Source organism: Cryptosporangium sp. NPDC051539, assembly GCF_044454545.1.
Classification (GTDB): domain Bacteria; phylum Actinomycetota; class Actinomycetes; order Mycobacteriales; family Cryptosporangiaceae; genus Cryptosporangium.
Genome location: NZ_JBITDV010000003.1, coordinates 662,879 through 679,633, shown reverse-complemented (window position 1 = coordinate 679,633; position 16,755 = coordinate 662,879). Strand labels below are relative to the sequence as shown.

15 protein-coding genes are annotated in these 16,755 nt (G+C 71.2%); 6 read left to right on the top strand and 9 right to left on the bottom strand.

The window, feature by feature from the left end; translation table 11 throughout:
* Positions 1-5 precede the first annotated feature (5 nt).
* The 4 genes from ACIBZJ_RS13410 to ACIBZJ_RS13395 form a co-directional block, all read right to left on the bottom strand.
* Positions 6-2,810: an aconitate hydratase gene (locus ACIBZJ_RS13410; protein ID WP_395929118.1), complete on the bottom strand. Its 2,805-nt coding sequence runs from the start codon at positions 2,808-2,810 to the stop codon at positions 6-8.
* 197 nt (positions 2,811-3,007) lie between these two features.
* Positions 3,008-3,694, bottom strand: coding sequence for a toll/interleukin-1 receptor domain-containing protein (locus tag ACIBZJ_RS13405; RefSeq protein ID WP_395928975.1), 687 nt, complete (start codon positions 3,692-3,694; stop codon positions 3,008-3,010).
* A gap of 214 nt (positions 3,695-3,908) precedes the next feature.
* Positions 3,909-4,298, bottom strand: a complete 390-nt coding sequence (locus ACIBZJ_RS13400) for a hypothetical protein (protein WP_395928973.1) — start codon at positions 4,296-4,298, stop codon at positions 3,909-3,911.
* Positions 4,299-4,379: 81 nt separating this feature from the next.
* Positions 4,380-5,846, bottom strand: coding sequence for an aminopeptidase P family protein (locus ACIBZJ_RS13395; RefSeq protein WP_395928971.1), 1,467 nt, complete (start codon positions 5,844-5,846; stop codon positions 4,380-4,382).
* 91 nt (positions 5,847-5,937) lie between these two features.
* Between ACIBZJ_RS13395 and asnB the strand changes: the two genes are divergently transcribed.
* Positions 5,938-7,869, top strand: coding sequence for an asparagine synthase (glutamine-hydrolyzing) (gene asnB, locus ACIBZJ_RS13390; protein WP_395928969.1), 1,932 nt, complete (start codon positions 5,938-5,940; stop codon positions 7,867-7,869).
* 53 nt (positions 7,870-7,922) lie between these two features.
* On the opposite strand, the gene ACIBZJ_RS13385 is transcribed toward asnB, so the two are convergent.
* A complete protein-coding gene (locus ACIBZJ_RS13385; RefSeq protein ID WP_395928967.1) occupies positions 7,923-8,729 on the bottom strand; it encodes an MBL fold metallo-hydrolase in 807 nt (268 codons plus the stop codon).
* On the bottom strand, positions 8,726-9,112 hold the full coding sequence (locus ACIBZJ_RS13380) for a thioesterase family protein (RefSeq protein WP_395928965.1): 387 nt from the start codon (positions 9,110-9,112) through the stop codon (positions 8,726-8,728). The genes ACIBZJ_RS13385 and ACIBZJ_RS13380 overlap by 4 nt, the downstream gene beginning before the upstream one ends.
* 166 nt (positions 9,113-9,278) lie before the next feature.
* Between ACIBZJ_RS13380 and ACIBZJ_RS13375 the strand changes: the two genes are divergently transcribed.
* Both ACIBZJ_RS13375 and ACIBZJ_RS13370 read left to right on the top strand, forming a co-directional pair.
* Complete coding sequence (locus ACIBZJ_RS13375) at positions 9,279-10,055, top strand: SIR2 family NAD-dependent protein deacylase (RefSeq protein WP_395928963.1); 777 nt, start codon at positions 9,279-9,281, stop codon at positions 10,053-10,055.
* A 24-nt stretch (positions 10,056-10,079) separates the two neighbouring features.
* The gene (locus ACIBZJ_RS13370; protein ID WP_395928961.1) at positions 10,080-11,174 is read left to right on the top strand and encodes a phosphatase PAP2 family protein; all 1,095 of its coding nucleotides are present in this window, start codon (positions 10,080-10,082) and stop codon (positions 11,172-11,174) included.
* Here the strand turns inward: ACIBZJ_RS13370 and ACIBZJ_RS13365 are convergent.
* The 3 genes from ACIBZJ_RS13365 to ACIBZJ_RS13355 are packed head-to-tail and all read right to left on the bottom strand — an operon-like array spanning position 11,102 to position 13,339.
* On the bottom strand, positions 11,102-12,610 hold the full coding sequence (locus tag ACIBZJ_RS13365) for a PH domain-containing protein (RefSeq protein ID WP_395928959.1): 1,509 nt from the start codon (positions 12,608-12,610) through the stop codon (positions 11,102-11,104). The genes ACIBZJ_RS13370 and ACIBZJ_RS13365 overlap by 73 nt on opposite strands.
* A complete protein-coding gene (locus ACIBZJ_RS13360) occupies positions 12,607-13,101 on the bottom strand; it encodes a PH domain-containing protein (RefSeq protein WP_395928957.1) in 495 nt (164 codons plus the stop codon). Before ACIBZJ_RS13360 ends, ACIBZJ_RS13365 begins: the two co-directional genes overlap by 4 nt.
* Positions 13,102-13,141: 40 nt before the next feature.
* A complete protein-coding gene (locus ACIBZJ_RS13355) occupies positions 13,142-13,339 on the bottom strand; it encodes a hypothetical protein (RefSeq protein ID WP_395928955.1) in 198 nt (65 codons plus the stop codon).
* A 231-nt stretch (positions 13,340-13,570) separates the two neighbouring features.
* Here ACIBZJ_RS13355 and ACIBZJ_RS13350 point away from each other — a divergent pair, with 231 nt between their 5' ends.
* Genes ACIBZJ_RS13350 through ACIBZJ_RS13340 form a run of 3 tightly spaced genes read left to right on the top strand, consistent with a single transcriptional unit; the run spans position 13,571 to position 16,715 of the window.
* The gene (locus ACIBZJ_RS13350; RefSeq protein WP_395928953.1) at positions 13,571-14,761 is read left to right on the top strand and encodes an AAA family ATPase; all 1,191 of its coding nucleotides are present in this window, start codon (positions 13,571-13,573) and stop codon (positions 14,759-14,761) included.
* Positions 14,758-15,768 carry a DUF58 domain-containing protein gene (locus tag ACIBZJ_RS13345; RefSeq protein WP_395928951.1) on the top strand — a complete coding sequence of 337 codons (1,011 nt, stop codon included), beginning with the start codon at positions 14,758-14,760 and terminating at the stop codon, positions 15,766-15,768. The genes ACIBZJ_RS13350 and ACIBZJ_RS13345 overlap by 4 nt, the downstream gene beginning before the upstream one ends.
* The gene (locus tag ACIBZJ_RS13340; protein WP_395928949.1) at positions 15,765-16,715 is read left to right on the top strand and encodes a VWA domain-containing protein; all 951 of its coding nucleotides are present in this window, start codon (positions 15,765-15,767) and stop codon (positions 16,713-16,715) included. Before ACIBZJ_RS13345 ends, ACIBZJ_RS13340 begins: the two co-directional genes overlap by 4 nt.
* Positions 16,716-16,755 lie beyond the last annotated feature (40 nt).

Sequence of the window (16,755 nt, the reverse complement as noted above, 5' to 3'; positions counted from 1 at the left end):
CTTACTCAGTTCAGCAGGCTGCGGAGCACGTACTGCATGATCCCGCCGTGCCGGTAATAGTCGGCCTCGCCGGGCGTGTCGATCCGCACCACCGCGTCGAACGACACCCCGGTGTCGGTGGTCACCTTCACCGTGCGCGGGGTCTTCCCGTCGTTGAGCTCGGTCACGCCGGCGACCGAGAACGTCTCCTCGCCGGTCAGGCCCAGCGACTCCGCCGTCTCGCCGGCCGGGAACTGCAGCGGCAGCACGCCCATGCCGATCAGGTTCGACCGGTGGATTCGCTCGTACGACTCGGCGATCACGGTCCGGACGCCGAGCAGCGCGGTGCCCTTCGCCGCCCAGTCGCGGGACGACCCCGAGCCGTACTCCTTGCCGGCCAGCACGACCAGCGGAGTCGACGCCGCGGCGTAGTTCTGGGCCGCGTCGTACACGGTCGTGACCGGTCCGTCCGGGACGGTGAAGTCGCGGGTGAACCCGCCCTCGGTGCCCGGCGCGATCTGGTTGCGCAGCCGGATGTTCGCGAACGTGCCCCGGATCATCACCTCGTGGTTGCCCCGGCGGGAGCCGTACGAGTTGAAGTCCCGCCGCTCGACCCCGTGCTCGACCAGATACTTCCCGGCCGGTGAGTCGGCCTTGATCGCGCCCGCGGGCGAGATGTGGTCGGTCGTCACCGAGTCGCCGAGCTTCAGCAGCACCCGCGCGCCGTCGATGTCGACCACCGGGGTCGGCGACGGCGGCATGCCCTCGAAGTACGGGGGCTTCCGCACGTAGGTGGACGAGGCGTCCCACTCGAACGTGTCCCCGGTCGGCGTCGGCAGGTTCTGCCAGCGCTCGTCGCCGGCGAACACGTCCGCGTAGTCGCGGGAGAACATCTCGCTGTGGATCGCGGAGGCGATGACCTCCTCGACCTCCTGCGGCGACGGCCAGAGGTCGCTCAGGTAGACCGGCTCGCCGTCCGATCCGGTGCCGAGCGGCTCGGTGGTGATGTCGATGTCCATCGACCCGGCCAGCGCGTACGCCACGACCAGCGGCGGCGAGGCCAGGTAGTTCATCTTCACGTCCGGGTTGATCCGGCCCTCGAAGTTCCGGTTGCCGGAGAGCACGGCGGCCACCGCGAGGTCGGCGTCGTTGATCGCGGCCGAGATCTCGTCGTGCAGGGGGCCTGAGTTGCCGATGCAGGTCGTGCACCCGTAGCCGACCAGGTTGAAGCCGATCTTGTCGAGGTACGGCGTCAGCCCGGCGCGGTCGTAGTAGTCGCTGACGACCTTCGAGCCGGGGGCCAGCGTCGTCTTGACCCACGGCTTGCGGGTCAGGCCACGCTCGACCGCGTTCTTGGCCAGCAGCGCCGCGCCGATCATCACCGACGGGTTCGAGGTGTTCGTGCAGGACGTGATCGCGGCGATCGTGACCGCACCGTGGTCCAGCTCGAACGAAGTGCCGTCGGACAGCGTCACCGGCGTCTTCTTCGACGGCCGGCCGTCGCGGCCCGGAGCAGTGTGGTGCGGCCGGTCGGCCGCGGAGGTCCGCCCGTTGGCGGGGGAGTCCGACGCCGGGAACGACTCGGCCGACGCCTCGTCCGCTGGGCCTTCCGCGACGTCCTCGGGCGCGGAGTACTGGTCGTCGTCCTCCACGTAGTTGCGGATGTCGCCCCGCCACTGCGCCTTCGACTCGGCCAGCACGATCCGGTCCTGCGGACGCTTCGGCCCGGCGATCGACGGCACGACCGTCGACAGGTCGAGCTCGAGGTACTCGGAGAACACCGGCTCGACCGACGGGTCGTGCCACATGCCCTGTTCCTTCGCGTACGCCTCGACCAGCGCGAGCTGCTGCTCGGGCCGGCCGGTCAGCCGCAGGTAGTTCACGGTCTCGGCGTCGATCGGGAAGATCGCGGCGGTGGAGCCGAACTCGGGGCTCATGTTGCCGATCGTGGCCCGGTTGGCCAGCGGCACGGCGGTGACGCCCGCGCCGTAGAACTCGACGAACTTGCCGACGACGCCGTGCTTGCGCAGCATTTCGGTGATCGTCAGCACCAGGTCGGTGGCGGTCGTGCCCTCGGGCAGCGAACCGTTGAGCTTGAAGCCGACGACCCGCGGGATCAGCATGCTCACCGGCTGGCCGAGCATCGCGGCCTCGGCCTCGATGCCCCCGACGCCCCAGCCCAGGACGCCCAGCCCGTTGACCATCGTGGTGTGCGAGTCGGTGCCGACGCAGGTGTCGGGATACGCGACGCCGTTGCGGACCATCACCGTGCGAGCCAGGTGCTCGATGTTGACCTGGTGCACGATGCCGGTGCCCGGCGGGACGACCTTGAACTCGTTGAACGCGCCCTGGCCCCAGCGGAGGAACTGGTAGCGCTCGAGGTTGCGCTGGTACTCCAGCTCGACGTTGCGCGCGAACGCGTCCGGCGCGCCGAAGACGTCGGCGATCACCGAGTGGTCGATGACCAGCTCGGCCGGTGCCAGCGGGTTGATCTTGGCCGGGTCACCGCCCAGCTCGGCGACCGCCTCGCGCATCGTGGCCAGGTCGACCACGCACGGGACGCCGGTGAAGTCCTGCATCACGACCCGGGCGGGCGTGAACTGGATCTCGGTGTCGGGCTCGGCCTGCGGATCCCAGTTCGCGAGCGCGCGGATGTGGTCGGCGGTGACGTTCGCGCCGTCCTCGGTCCGCAGCAGGTTCTCCAGCAGGACCTTCAGCGAATACGGCAGACGGGCGATCCGGTCCTGGAGACCCTCCACGGCCGTCAGCCGGAAGATCTCGTACTGCTCGTCGCCGACCGTGAGCGAGCCGGCCGACCCGAAACTGTCGATGCGCGGGGGGGAGCCCTCTGACACGTCGCAACTCCTTCGTCGGTTCTTCTTGCCAGTCTTGCCTACGGGTCGTCCTGACCTGCAGCCACCTGGCGCGTCCCATAAAACCGTACGTCCGTCTTGTATCCTACCGGACGTGGTCCACGCTCTGTGATGGGCATACCCAACTTCCGGTGAGAGATCTACGCCGTCGCGTACTACGGCGTCACGATCGCGACGACAAGCCGCTCGAGGTCGCCCCGGAACGTGGTGTGGCTCAACCCGATCGCGTTCCGCCGGGCCAGGGGCGCCAGCGCCGCGGGTAACTCCTCCGCCCGGGGCATCCCGGCGCCGCCCACCAGCACCGGAATGACCTGCTTACCGAGCCGCAGCGCGGTCTCGACCTCGAGGCGGACGCTGTCGTGCGGATCGTCGAGGCGCCGCCGCCCGTCGGAGTCGGTGCTGCTGAGCCACGAGCGGCCGATCACGGCGATGACGACGTCCACGGACTCGACCGCCTCGAGCATTGCGTCCACGAAATCCCGGCCGGGGCGCACCGAGTCCACGTCGATGAAGACGTTCTGGGGGCCGAAGCGGGGCCACAACGCCTCGAACAGCCGCCCGGCGACGTCTTGGGAGTCGGCCCGGCGGTAGGACAGGAAGATCCGCTTCGAGATCGGTGGGTACGGCACCGCACCCGGCGGGAAACCGGGGCCGGGCGGCCCCATCGGGTACGCACCGGCTCGGCGCCGGGCCCGGCGGGCGGCCCACATCGGGCCGAGGCCGGAGAGCGTCCCCAATGCGATGGCCGCGGCGTACCAGACGGGCATCGGGACGCCGGCGAAGGTCGTGCCGATGGCCTGCGCGGCCGCTCGATGCACCATGACGATCGTGCTGATCTCCACGTCGCACTCGTCCCTGCCGCCGGTGTCGGTCCGCCGGGGCCAGCCCAGCACGCCGAGTGCCCGACCCGCTACCGGGTCAGCACGGAAAGGCCCCTACTCGTGACCGAACGAGCCCTCGGAACAGCGTGTGAACGTCGACTGGTCCGCCGAAGAGCAGCGGCACGCAGAGTGCTGGTGAGCGTGCGGAGATTTCCGAACGGTGGGCGCGACCGCGTCACTCCGAGGTTTCGTCCGGGTTGTCGGCCGTTCCGGTGGCCGTCACCTTTCCGGTGGCCTCGACCTCGTCCTCGCCGACCTCGAACGGCGTCGCGCCGTCCAGACCGTAGATCTTGATCTCGTAGGTCTCGTCGGCGCTCTCCACCGGTTCGGTCACGCACTTGCCGGGCTGCGCGGTCGGCGACTTCGTCTTGGTCTCGGTCAGCTCGACGTACGCCGCGTAGTTCCCGGTCGCGCACACCGTGAACACCGGCTTGCCCTCGGTCGGCGCGGCGGCCGCGGCGACGTGCGGCTTCGCGTGTGTCACCTCGGCCCAGGCCACCGCCCCGGCGATCACGACGAGTGACAGGACGGACAACACGGTCAACGGCCAGGACTTCATTTCCACGCACCCATGGTCCCTACGAAGCGTGTCGCACAGGTGAACCCGACGCCACGCTTACCCGATCCCTACCTACTACCCCGGCGACTAGCCCGGGATACGTACCCCTGCGGCCCGCTCGGCCGCCATCCACGCCTCGACCGCGTCGGCGGTGCGCGGAAGCGACGCCGAGAGTACTTCCGCACCGTCCGTGGTCACCAGCACGTCGTCCTCGATCCGGACGCCGATCCCGCGGAACTCCGCCGGTACGGTCAGATCGTCGGGCTGGAAGTACAGGCCCGGCTCGACCGTGAGCACCTGGCCGGCCTCCAGCACCCCGTCCAGATAGGTCTCCGACCGGGCCTTCGCGCAGTCGTGCACGTCGAGCCCGAGCATGTGCCCGGAGGCGTGCAGCGTCCAGCGGCGGTGCAGGCCCACCTCGTCGTCCAGGGACTCGGCCGCAGGCACCGGCAGCAGGCCCCACTCGGCCAGCGCACCGGCGATCACCGTCATGCACGCCCGGTGGATGTCGCGCCAGACGACGCCCGGCCGGATCACCGCGATCCCGGCCTCCTGCGCGGCCAGCACGGTTTCGTAGACCCGGCGCTGCACGGGAGAGAAGCGCCCGCTCACCGGCAGCGTGCGGGTGATGTCGGCGGTGTAGAGGTGGGTGTTCTCCACGCCGGCGTCGAGCAGAAGCAGTTCGCCGGGGCGGCAGACGCCGTCGTTGCGCCACCAGTGCAGCGTGCAGGCGTGCGCACCGGCGGCGGCGATCGTGCCGTAGCCGACCGTGTTGCCGTCGTGCCGGGCACGCAGCCCGAACACGCCGTCGGCCAGCCGTTCGGACGACTCGCGATCGGCCGGCAGCGCGCGCACGACGTCGCCGAAACCGCGGATGGTCGCGTCCACGGCTTCGCGCAGCTGCGTGATCTCCCAGGCGTCCTTGACCAGCCGCAACTCGCCCAGGGCGGCGGCCAGCTGACCGTCTCGCAGGCCGTCGTCGGGCGCCTTCACCGCGGCGTCCACGTGCGTGTCGTAAGAACGCAGGACACGGGTGGCCGAGGGATCGAGCTCAGCCAGCGCCTTCGGGAGCTCGTCGAGGGAGACGCACGGGAGGCCGAGCGCGGCCGACCACTCCGCGGCGGAGCGCCGCGGACCGACCCAGAGCTCACCGCCGCGGCTGCGGAAGAACTCGTCGGACTCGCGGGAGGCGCGGACCCGGACGTAGAGGGCCGCGCCGGCCGGACCGGCGACGAGGACCGCGTCCTGCTCGTAACAGGTGGTGAGCCAGGCCACGTCGGAGCCGGGCCGGAACTCGTACGAGGAGTCGTTGCTGCGGACCTTCGCGGTGCCGCTCGGGATCACCAGGGTCTCGCCCGGGAACCGCCCGGCCAGGCGCGCACGGCGCACGGCGGTGTAGTCGGCCGACGGCTCCCGCCGGACGACCTCGGCCGGTGGCGGCGCCCAGTCCGTGCGCATGAACTCGGCCAGCCGCTCCGGCACCGGGAGGTCGTGGCTGGCCGTCGTGATCGTCGGATCGGTCTCGGCCAGTTCAGCCATCTCGCCCTCGGTCATGGAACCGGACGCTACTCCGCTCACCAGCGCGGATTCAGCTAGTCCCACCGTCACCGTCTCGGCCTGGCCGGGCGATGGAATGATGGTCGCCATGTGTGGTCTGCTCACCTACGTCAGCGCCTGCGGCGATGCCTCCCACCAGCGCGACGGCCTGGCCCGCGCACTGGAGAGCATCCACCACCGCGGCCCCGACGAGACCGGGGTCCGGGTCTCCGGCAACGACGTGGTGCTGGGCTTCAAACGGCTCGCGTTCATCGACGTCGAGAACTCCCACCAGCCGCTGGAGTACGCCGACGGCCGGTACGTGATCACGTTCAACGGCGAGATCTACAACTACCTCGACCTGCGCAAACAGCTCGCCGAGGTCGGCGCGTCGTTCGCCACCGAGGGTGACACCGAGGCGATCGTCGCGGCCTACCACTACTGGGGCCCGGAGTTCGTCAGCCGGCTGCGCGGGATGTTCGCGTTCATCATCTGGGACCGGTTCGAGCGCACCGCGTTCGCCGCCCGCGACCAGTTCGGCATCAAGCCGCTGCACTACACGGTCACCTCGACCGGCATCTTCGTCGCCAGCGAGAAGAAGGCGCTGCTGCCGTTCTCGGCCGCCGCCCGCTCCGGTGACGCCGGCCTCGACCCGGCCGCGCTCTCGCACTACCTGACGCTGCAGTACGTGCCCGAGCCCGGCACCTTGCACGTCGACATCGACCGGCTGGGCAGCGGGGAGTCGCTGACCTGGAAGCCCGGCCAGGAGGTCGTGCGCCATCGGTACTTCAAGCCCGACTTCCGCCCGACGCCGACCGACTCGCCCGAGCGGTTGTTCGGCGAGATCCGGGACGTGCTGCGCGAGTCGGTGGCACTGCACCTGCAGAGCGAGGTGCCGCTCGGCGCGTTCCTGTCCAGTGGCATCGACTCGACCGCGATCGTGGCGCTGGCCCGCGAGTACAAGCCCGACATCAAGACGTTCACCGCCGGGTACGAGGTGGACGGGTACTCCGAGATCACGGTCGCGGAGCAGTCGGCCAAATGGCTCGGCGTGCAGAACTTCCCGGCGCTGATCACCGCGAACGACATGATGGAGTCGCTGCCGCGGATCGTCTGGCACCTCGACGACCCGGTGGCCGACCCCGCGCTGGTGCCGCTGTACTTCGTCGCCAAGAAGGCGGCCGAACAGGTCACCGCAGTGCTCTCGGGCGAGGGTGCGGACGAGTTCTTCGGCGGGTACGGCATCTACCGCGAGCCCCTGTCGCTGAAGCCGATCACGTCGCTGCCCGACCCGCTGCAGAAGGGCCTGCGGGCAGTCAGCAAGGTGATCCCGGAGGGTGTGAAGGGCAAGAGCTTCCTCGAGCGCGGCACGACGCCGCTGCAGGAGCGCTACTACGGCAACGCGCGGATCTTCACCGAGCCCGAGAAGTCGAAGCTCATGCGCGAGTACGATCCCTCCGTCCAGTACACGGACGTGACCGAGCAGCACTACCGGGATGCCGCTTACCTCGACGACATCACCCAGATGCAGTACATCGACCTCTACACCTGGCTGCGCGGCGACATCCTGGTGAAGGCCGACCGGATGACGATGGCGCACTCGCTCGAGGGCCGGGTGCCGTTCCTCGACGTCGGCGTGTTCGACGTGGCGCGCAAGATCCCGCCGGAGCTGAAGGTCACCAGCAAGGGTGTCCGGAAGTACGCGCTGCGCCAAGCGCTCGAGCAGGTCGTGCCGCCGCAGATCGTCAACCGGCCGAAGCTCGGGTTCCCGGTGCCGACCCGGGTCTGGCTCAAGGGGCTGATGTACGACTGGGCGCGCGGGATCCTGGCCGACTCGAAGGCCGACGGCCTGCTCGACCTGCAGTACGTCGACCGGCTGCTGCAGGCGCACCGGGCCGGTGACGCCGACAACTCGCGCAAGGTGTGGACCGTGCTGGTGTTCTGCGTCTGGCACGCGATCTTCGTCGAGGGCCGGATCGACCCGCGTCCCGCGCCGGCGGAGTCCGCGCTGCTGACGAAGCGGGCCGTGCGGCAGCGCTGACGGGCGTCCCGTCGCCGTAGTCCGGGGCTACGGCGACGAGCCGTAGCCCCGGATCAGAGCCGGCCGTCGAGGAACTCGTAGGCGCGGCGGACGGCGATCCGTCCGGTCTCACCGAACGGGGTCGTGACCTCGTCGACGGGAGCCTGGCCGTGCCAGCCCTGCCGCGCGGCCCACTCCAGGGCCGCGAGCTCGGCGTGCTGGGCCTTGGCCTGCTCGGGGGTCATGGCCGCGCCGTGTCCCGGGACGACGACGGCCGGCTGCAGCTCGAGCAGAGCGGCCACCGTGCCGGCCCACTCCAGTGGCCACGAGTCGTCGAACGACGGCGCCGCGCCGTTCTCGACCAGGTCGCCGGCGAGCACCGCGGCGGCGTCCGGGATCACGACGACGAGGTCGTTGTCGGTGTGCCCGCGGCCCAGGTGCCGAAGTTCGACGACCCGGCCGCCCAGGTCGAGCGTGGCCTCGCCCAGGACCTCCCGGTCCGGGGCGCGGAGCGTCACCGTGTCCAGGCCGTCGATCGCGTACTCGGCGGCGATGTCGGCGATGCGGGCGGCGGCGGCCTGGTCGGACGAGGTCCAGCGCTCGAACCGGGCGACGCACTCGCTGTGGGCCCAGATCTCCGCGCCCGCGCCCAGCACCGCGTTGCCGAAGCAGTGATCGAAGTGGTGGTGGGTGTTCACGACCCGCCAGCCGAGCGGCGTGACGCGGCGGACCGCGTCGGCCAGTTCCTGCGCCTGACCCGGGGTCGAGAGCGTGTCGACCACCAGCGCGCCGTCGTCGCCGAGCACCAGCACCGCGTTGACGTCCAGAATCGGCTGCCGCCAGAGCAGCACCCGATCTGCGACCTCCACCCAGTCGGTCACCGCTCCTCCTTCAGACGGGCCAGGAACCGCTCCCGGTCGACCGCGGCGCGCTCGACGATGCCGTCCGCCACGAGCTGCTCGCCGTCCCGGACCGTCACCGAGAACCGCAGCGCCCGACCGTCCACCTTCTCCAGGACCGCGGTGGCGGTCGCGACCGCGCCGACCGGCGTCGGCAACCGGTGCGCCAGTTCGACGCGGACGCCGACCGTCGTCAGCTCCGGCGGCAGCGCCTCACGGATCGCGTCGACGGTCGCGGCCTCGGCGAGCGCGAGCACGCGCGGCGTCGCGAGCACCGGGACGTCACCCGATCCGAGCGCCGTCGCGGTGTCGGCGTCGGTCACCCTCAGTACGGAGGAACCGGTCAAGCCGAGCGGCAAGTACATGCCGCTGAGCCTAGGGGGAGCCGGGTCGCGCGCGGGTTCCTGGGGTCGTTCACCGTCCGGGAGTACTCTCCCGGCAGCGACCCGAGAGAAAATTCGGGGACTGACGTCCACCGGACACGCACGTACGGCTGGTACTCGACGGCTGGTACGCATAGCGTTTGTGCGCATGAGGGACGGGCAGGCGGTCGCGCGATGGATCGCGGACGCAAAACGGATAACCGCATTGACGGGCGCTGGTATCAGTACCGATAGCGGCATTCCCGATTTCCGTGGCCCTAATGGGGTGTGGACACGTAACCCGGGCGCTCAGCGCCTCTTCACGTTGCGGGATTACGTCTCCGATCCCGACATCCGGCGAGAGGCATGGCAGATTCGCCGCGCCCACGCCGCCTGGACGGCGAGACCGAACGCCGCGCACTACGCACTGGTCGATCTGGAAGCGACCGGCCGTCTACGCGCGGTGATCACCCAGAACATCGACGGGCTGCACCAGCTCGCGGGCACCAACGAAGACCTGGTGATCGAGGTGCACGGCTCGCTGTACGAGGTCGAGTGCCTCTCCTGCGGCTCGCGGTTCGCGATGTCCGACACGCTCGAGCGGGTCGCGGCCGGCGACGAAGATCCGGCCTGCCTGCGCTGCGGCGGCATCCTCAAGGCGGGGACGATCTCGTTCGGACAGCCGCTGGTGCCCGAGGTCTTCGCGAAGGCCAGGGCCGCGGCCGCGGACTGTGACCTGTTCCTCGCGATCGGTACGTCGCTGTCGGTCCAGCCGGTGGCCGGTCTGGTCGACGTCGCGAGGAAACAGGGCGCGAAGGTCGTCATCCTGAACGCCGAGCCCACGCCGTACGACGAGGTCGCCGACGCGACGATCTCCGAGCCGATCGGCAACGTGCTGCCCGGCCTGGTGGGCGGTGGTTCGCCCCGCGCGGCGTCGGCCGGGTAGGGCGACGGGGGTACCCTCGTCCGGGTGATCGTGGAGGACACCGTTACCCAACCCGCCCCGGAACCGCCGAATCGTCTTCGGGCGCTGCTGGCTCGCCGCCGGGTGACGGTTCCGTTGTTCGCGGTCGCGTTCGCGGTCTGGTGGTACTTCGTCGGGCTGCCGACCGACCCGATGCTGGCCGCGCTCTGGCTCTGGTTCGGGACGATGGCGTTCCGGCCCGACCAGCCGTGGCGCCACCACCTCGGCTTCGCACGCGACTGGGTACCGATCGTCCTCTTGCTGGTCGCCTACGACTTCAGCCGGGGCCTGGCCGACAACGACGTCGCGCCGCACGTCACCGAGATGATCCACGCCGACGAGTGGCTGTTCGGCGGCACGCTGCCGACGACGTGGGTGCAAGACCACCTGTACGACGCGGCCCACGTCCACTGGTACGACGTGCTCGCGTCGTTCGTGTACTTCTCGCACTTCGTGGTGAGCCTGACGATCGCGGCCGTGCTCTGGTTCCGGAGCCGGCCGCTGTGGGCGGCGTTCATGCGCCGCTGGTTCACGCTGACCGCGCTCGGCCTGGCGACGTACTTCCTGTATCCGGCGGCGCCGCCGTGGTGGGCGTCCGAGCACGGGTACATCGCCGAGCACGTGATGCGGATGTCCGGGCGCGGGTGGGAGGCGATCGGCCTGCACGGCGGATCGAAGCTGCTCGCGGTGGGTCAGTCGATGGCCAACCCGGTGGCCGCGATGCCGTCGCTGCACTCGGCGTTCGCGATGAGCGCGGTGGCGTTCTTCCTGTTCAAGGTGCGGAAGCGGTGGATCCCGCTGCTGCTCGCCTATCCGCTGCTGATGTCGGCGACGCTCGTCTACACCGGCGAGCACTACGTGATCGACGCGATCGTCGGCTACGCCTACGTCGGGGCCGTCTACCTGTTCGTCTGGCTGGGGGAGCGCTGGTGGGCCCGGCGCACCGGCCGCCAGGTCGGCGAAGCCGCCGAGTCCTTCCTGCGCGAGACCGCGCCCGCCGAGGCGGAGGCGGGGGAGCCCGCGGTGGCTCAGGCTCCGCGCACGCCTTCCGACGCCTCGGACTCCTCGGACGCCTCCCGGCGAACCCCCGCCGTCGACTGAGCCCCGTCCGGGACGGCCTCGCGGGCCGGAGCGGGCGCGGGTTCTTCGGCCGGGGTTTCGGTGACGCCTAGCTGGGCGCGGTGGGCGCGGGCCCGGTCGACCAGGTCGGCGGCGATCAGCGCGGCCGTGGCGGTCTCCTGGTGCTGGACGGTCGGGGTCGTGTGCCCGCCCGCCGGGTCGAGGTGCACCGACGCCAGCCCGAGCGACCGCTGCCAGGGCCCCTGGGAGATCCGGACGCTCTGCGCGCGGGCGTACAGCGCCACGTCGTGCCGGGCGGTGAGCCAGCCGCCGCGCGTCACCAGCGCGGTCTCGGTGACCGCGTACGCGAGCCGGCGGAACTGGAACGGTGCGCGCCGCCGGGCCCGCGGCGGCGCCGGGAGCAGCCCGATCGCGTCCGGACCGGCCTCGGGCACCGCGGGCAGCACCGCGTGCAGTACCCGGAACGCCTCGGCGGCGGGCGCGACCGGGACGAGCGCGCTCCGGCCGTTCTCCTGCTGGCCCCCGGCGCCGTACCCGGCGACGTCGATCTCGATCCGCACCCACCCGAACGGACGCCAGAGCAGCGGCTGCCGGATCCGGACCGCCTGGATCCGCGAGATCGGGATCGTCTGGTTCCGCACGTCGAGCATCCCGCGGTGGACGCGCAGCCCGTCGGCGTCGCGCCCCACGGTGAAGCCCCATTCGCCGAGCAGCCGCCGGACCGGCACCTGGATCAGCCCGACGATGCCGGAGACGAACGTGAAGACGGTCGCGGTCGAGGGGTCTTCGCCGGTGAACTCCATGATCGGGAAGACCAGCAGGAACGGCGCCGCGAGCGTGTTGATCGTGAGCAGCTGCGAGAAGATGAGCAGCTTCGGATCGACCCGGAACAGCCCCCCGACCGCGGCGGTGACCGGTGCCGGTGCGTCCTCGGCGACGTCGGCATCGGCCGGTGCCGACGAGGGCGGGACCGCCGCGCCGGCATCGGCGGCGAGGCTCAGCAGGTGGACGCGGAGCCGCTCGGCCTCGGCGACCGTGAGGTACGCGAGCGGCGCCTCGGCGTCCTTGCCGCCGCCGACGACCTCCATCCGTACCTCGGCCAGCCCGAACAGGCGGGCGAGCGCGGGCCGCACGACGTCCACGGCCTGGACGCGTTCCAGCGGGATCGTGCGCTGACGCCGGGCCAGGACGCCGTCCCGGATGTGCAGTTCGCGGTCGGCGACGCGGAAGCCGGTGAAACGCCAGGAGATCCAGGCCATGACGAACCAGCCGAGCACGATGACCGCGGCGACGATCGCGACCGCGCGCCAGCCGGCCGAGCCCCAGGCCTGGTACGAGACCAGCGAGATGACGACGCCGATGCCCCGGGCCCCGCGGATCAGCGGGCTGGCCGGATGCAACCGCCGGAACGGCTGGTCGGTGATGCCGACCGCCGGCTCGGCGGGATGCTCGCTCACAGGCCGGCCGCCCTGGCCTCGCCCAGCGTCGCGAGCCGGTCGCGCAGCCGGGCCGCCTCGACGGTCGGCAGCCCCGGGATCGCCGCGTCCGACGCCGCCGCGGCGGTGTGCAGTTGCACGGTCGCGATGCCGAGCGCCCGCTCCAGCGGACCGGCCTTGACGTCGACGTACTGCATCCGCCCGTACGGCACCACCGACAGCCGCCGCACCAGGATCCCGTGCCGCACCAGCAGGTCGTCGGCCCGTTCGGCGTAGCCCCAGGAGCGCACGCTGCGCGTCACCACGGCCAGGCCCCACCCGACGAAAACCAGGCCGGGTATCGCGATCGCCCACGGCAACCAGGACACGTCCGTCCAGATCCCGGTCACCGCGGCGGCGATCGCCACCGGAATCAGGATCAGCAGCAGCCCGCCGCGCCGCACCCAGGCCAGACGGGGCGAGACCGGCTGCCACGGCGCTTCTTCCGGCCAGAGCGCCGCGTTATCAGCCATAACAAATAGACTAGTAGGCCGCGCATCCGGCGTACCGGCGCTACGCCTCGACCGGCTCCACCGCCAGCAGGAACCCCCGCAGGTCCAGGAAGTTCGCCAAGTGCTCGCGGTGCTCGGCACACGCGGCCCAGGTCTTGCGCCGATCGCCGGTGTGCAGCCTGGGGTTGCGCCACTGGACCAGGAACTCGGCCGGCTGCCGGCAACCCTTGGCCGAGCAGATCGCGTACGGCTCGGTCACGTTCGTCTCCCAGACAGAAAACGACGCCAGGCGACCACGGGGGAAGCCGCCTGACGTCGTCCGAATCTTACACCGGGATGTGCAGCCACTGTCCAGATCCGAAATTCATTCACGATCGGCCGCCGGCACTGGTGATACGCACAGGATCCGCGCCGAGCGGTTAGTCGCTTTCGCCTGGCAGAGTGGTAGCCGTCATGGCTCGGAGTCGAATTCATCTCGCGGAGGAGATCGGTGGCTGAGCAGCACACGCCTGCGGAGGACGCGTCCCAGCTCGAGCGCACGCTGTTCGAGGTCAAGCGGGTGATCGTCGGGCAGGACCGGATGGTCGAGCGGATGCTCGTCTGTCTGCTCGCCCGCGGTCACTGCCTGCTCGAAGGCGTCCCGGGTGTGGCCAAGACCCTCGCGGTGGAGACGCTCGCCCGGGTCGTCGGAGGCACGTTCGCCCGCATCCAGTTCACGCCCGACCTGGTACCGGCCGACATCCTCGGCACCCGGATCTACAAGCCCAGCATCGAGGGCTTCGACGTCGAGCTCGGCCCGGTCTTCGCGAACTTCCTGCTCGCCGACGAGATCAACCGGGCGCCGGCCAAGGCCCAGTCCGCGCTGCTCGAGGTGATGGCCGAGCGCCAGGTGTCGATCGGCGGGCAGACCTACAAGCTGCCGACCCCGTTCCTCACCTTGGCCACGCAGAACCCGATCGAGCAGGAGGGTGTGTACCCGCTGCCCGAGGCCCAGCGCGACCGGTTCCTGATGAAGGTCGTCGTCGGTTACCCCACCGACTTGGAGGAGCGCGAGATCGTCTACCGGATGGGCGTCAACCCGCCGGAGGCCGAGACCGTGCTCAGCCCGGAGGAACTGCTCCGGCTGCAGACCACCGCCGACAACGTGTTCGTGCACAACGCGCTGGTCGACTACGCGGTGCGGCTGGTGCTCGCGACCCGTACGCCGGCCGAGCACGGGCTGTCGGACGTCGCCGGGTGGATCTCGTACGGCGCGTCGCCGCGGGCGTCGCTCGGCCTGGTCGCCGCGACCCGGGCGCTCGCGCTGATGCGCGGCCGCGACTACGCGCTCCCGCAGGACGTCGTCGATCTGGCGCCCGACATCCTCCGGCACCGGCTGGTGCTCTCCTACGACGCGATCGCCGACGGCGTTCCGCCGGAGCACATCGTGCAGCGCGTCCTGGAGACGATCCCGCTGCCCACGGTCTCGCCCCGCCAGCACGCGGACGCCCGGCCGGTGTCGTCCGTCCCCGGCTCCGGCGGCCCCGCCTACCCCGCGTCCCAGACCGCTTTCGCGGCTCCGCCGGGAGCCGGCCATCCGGGTCTGGGCCAGCCGGGCCATCCGGGTTCGGGTCAGCCGGGTCCGGGCCAGACCGGCGGCTGGCCGGTGCCGGGTAATGCCGGTGGGGAGCGGCCGGCGTGATTCGGCTCGCCCGGCGGTCGGCTCCGGCGGAGGGCGCTGCGACACCGGTCGCCGACCTCGCCGCCGAGACCGCCGCGGCCGAGGCCGTGCTCAAGCGCCTCCAGCTGACGATCACCCGCAAGCTGGACGGCCTGCTCCAAGGCGACTACCTCGGCCTGCTGCCCGGTCCCGGCTCCGAGGCGGGCGAGAGCCGCGAGTACCGCCCCGGCGACGACGTCCGCCGGATGGACTGGCCGGTCACCGCCCGCACCACGGTTCCGCACGTCCGGCAGACGATCGCCGACCGCGAGCTCGAGACCTGGCTCTGCGTCGACCTCTCGGCCAGCCTCGACTTCGGCACCGCCCGGTGCGAGAAGCGTGACCTGGCGATCGCCGCCGCGTCCGCGGTCGGGCACCTCACGGTCCGCGGCGGCAACCGGGTCGGCGCGGTCGTGACGAACGGCGAGACGCTGACCCGGCTGGCCGCGCGCCCCGGCCGCAACAACGCGCTCGGCCTGCTGCGCCGGGTCATGCTGACGCCCCGGGCCCCGGCCGGCGGCACGGACGCGCACGCGGGCTACCTGGCCGAGGCGATCGACGCGCTCAACCGGCCGCCGCGCCGCCGCGGCCAGGCCGTCGTCATCTCCGACTTCCTCACCGACGACATCGTCCGGGCCGAGGGCGGCGACGCCGAACCGGCCTGGGAACGTCCGTTGCGCAAGCTCGCGGTGCGCCACGACGTACTGGCGATCGAGATCGTCGACCCGCGTGAGCTCGAACTTCCCGCCGTCGGCGTGCTCACGGTCGTCGACCCGGAGAGCGGTGCCGTGCACGAGGTGTCGACCGACGCCAAGGTGCGCAACGCCTACGCCCGGGCCGCCGCCTCCCAGCGAGCGGCGATCGGCGGCGCGCTGCGCCGGGCCGGTGCCGGGCACCTGCGGCTCTCCACCGACTCCGACTGGCTACTCGACATCGTTCGGTTCGTGGCCGCGCAGCGGCGCGGGCGAAGCAGAGGGACCACCCGATGATCCGTTTCCTGAGCCCCTGGTGGCTGCTCCTGCTGGTCGCGGTCGCGCTGCTGGCCGCGGCGTACGTCTGGGTCCAGCTGCACCGCCGCACCTACGCGGTCCGCTTCACGAACGTCGCGCTGCTCAAGTCGGTGGCGCCGAAGGCACCGGGCTGGCGGCGGCACCTGGCCGCCACCGCGTTCCTGCTCTGCCTGGCGATCCTGACTCTGGGGATGGCCAAGCCGTCGACCGACGTCAAGCAGCCGCTCGAGCGCGCGACGATCGTCCTCGCGCTCGACGTCTCGCTCTCGATGCAGGCGACCGACGTCGACCCCGACCGGATCACGGCGGCGAAAGCCGCGGCCAAGCAGTTCGTCGAGGAACTCCCGGAGAGCTACAACCTCTCGCTGGTCTCGTTCGCCAAGAGCGCCACCGTCGTGGTCTCACCGACCAAGGACCACAGTCAGGTCACCTCGGCGATCGACGGGCTCGAACTGCAGGAGTCGACCGCGATCGGCGAGGCGATCTTCGCGTCGCTGCAGGCCATCCAGTCCGTGCCGGCCGACGGCGCGAGCGGAGCGCCACCGGCCCGGATCGTGCTGCTCTCCGACGGCTACAACACCTACGGCCGTCCGAACGAGGAGGCCGCGAAGGCCGCCTCGACCGCGAAGGTCCCGGTCTCGACGATCGCGTTCGGCACCCAGGAGGGCATCGTCGACCTCAACGGCACCCGGACCCCGGTGCCGGTCGACCGCGACGCGCTGCAGGCGATAGCGCAGCAGACCGACGGGCGCTTCTACTCCGCGGTGACCGCCCAGCAGCTCAAGGACGTCTACCGCGACCTCGGCAGCTCGATCGGCTACCGCACCACCCCCCGCGAGATCACGCAGTGGTTCGTCGGCTTCGCGCTGCTCTTCGGGTTCGCCGGCGCGGCGATGAGCCTGGCCTGGACGTCCCGCCTGCCCTGACATGCCGTAGCCTCCTCGGCGAAACACAAGGTCACAGTGG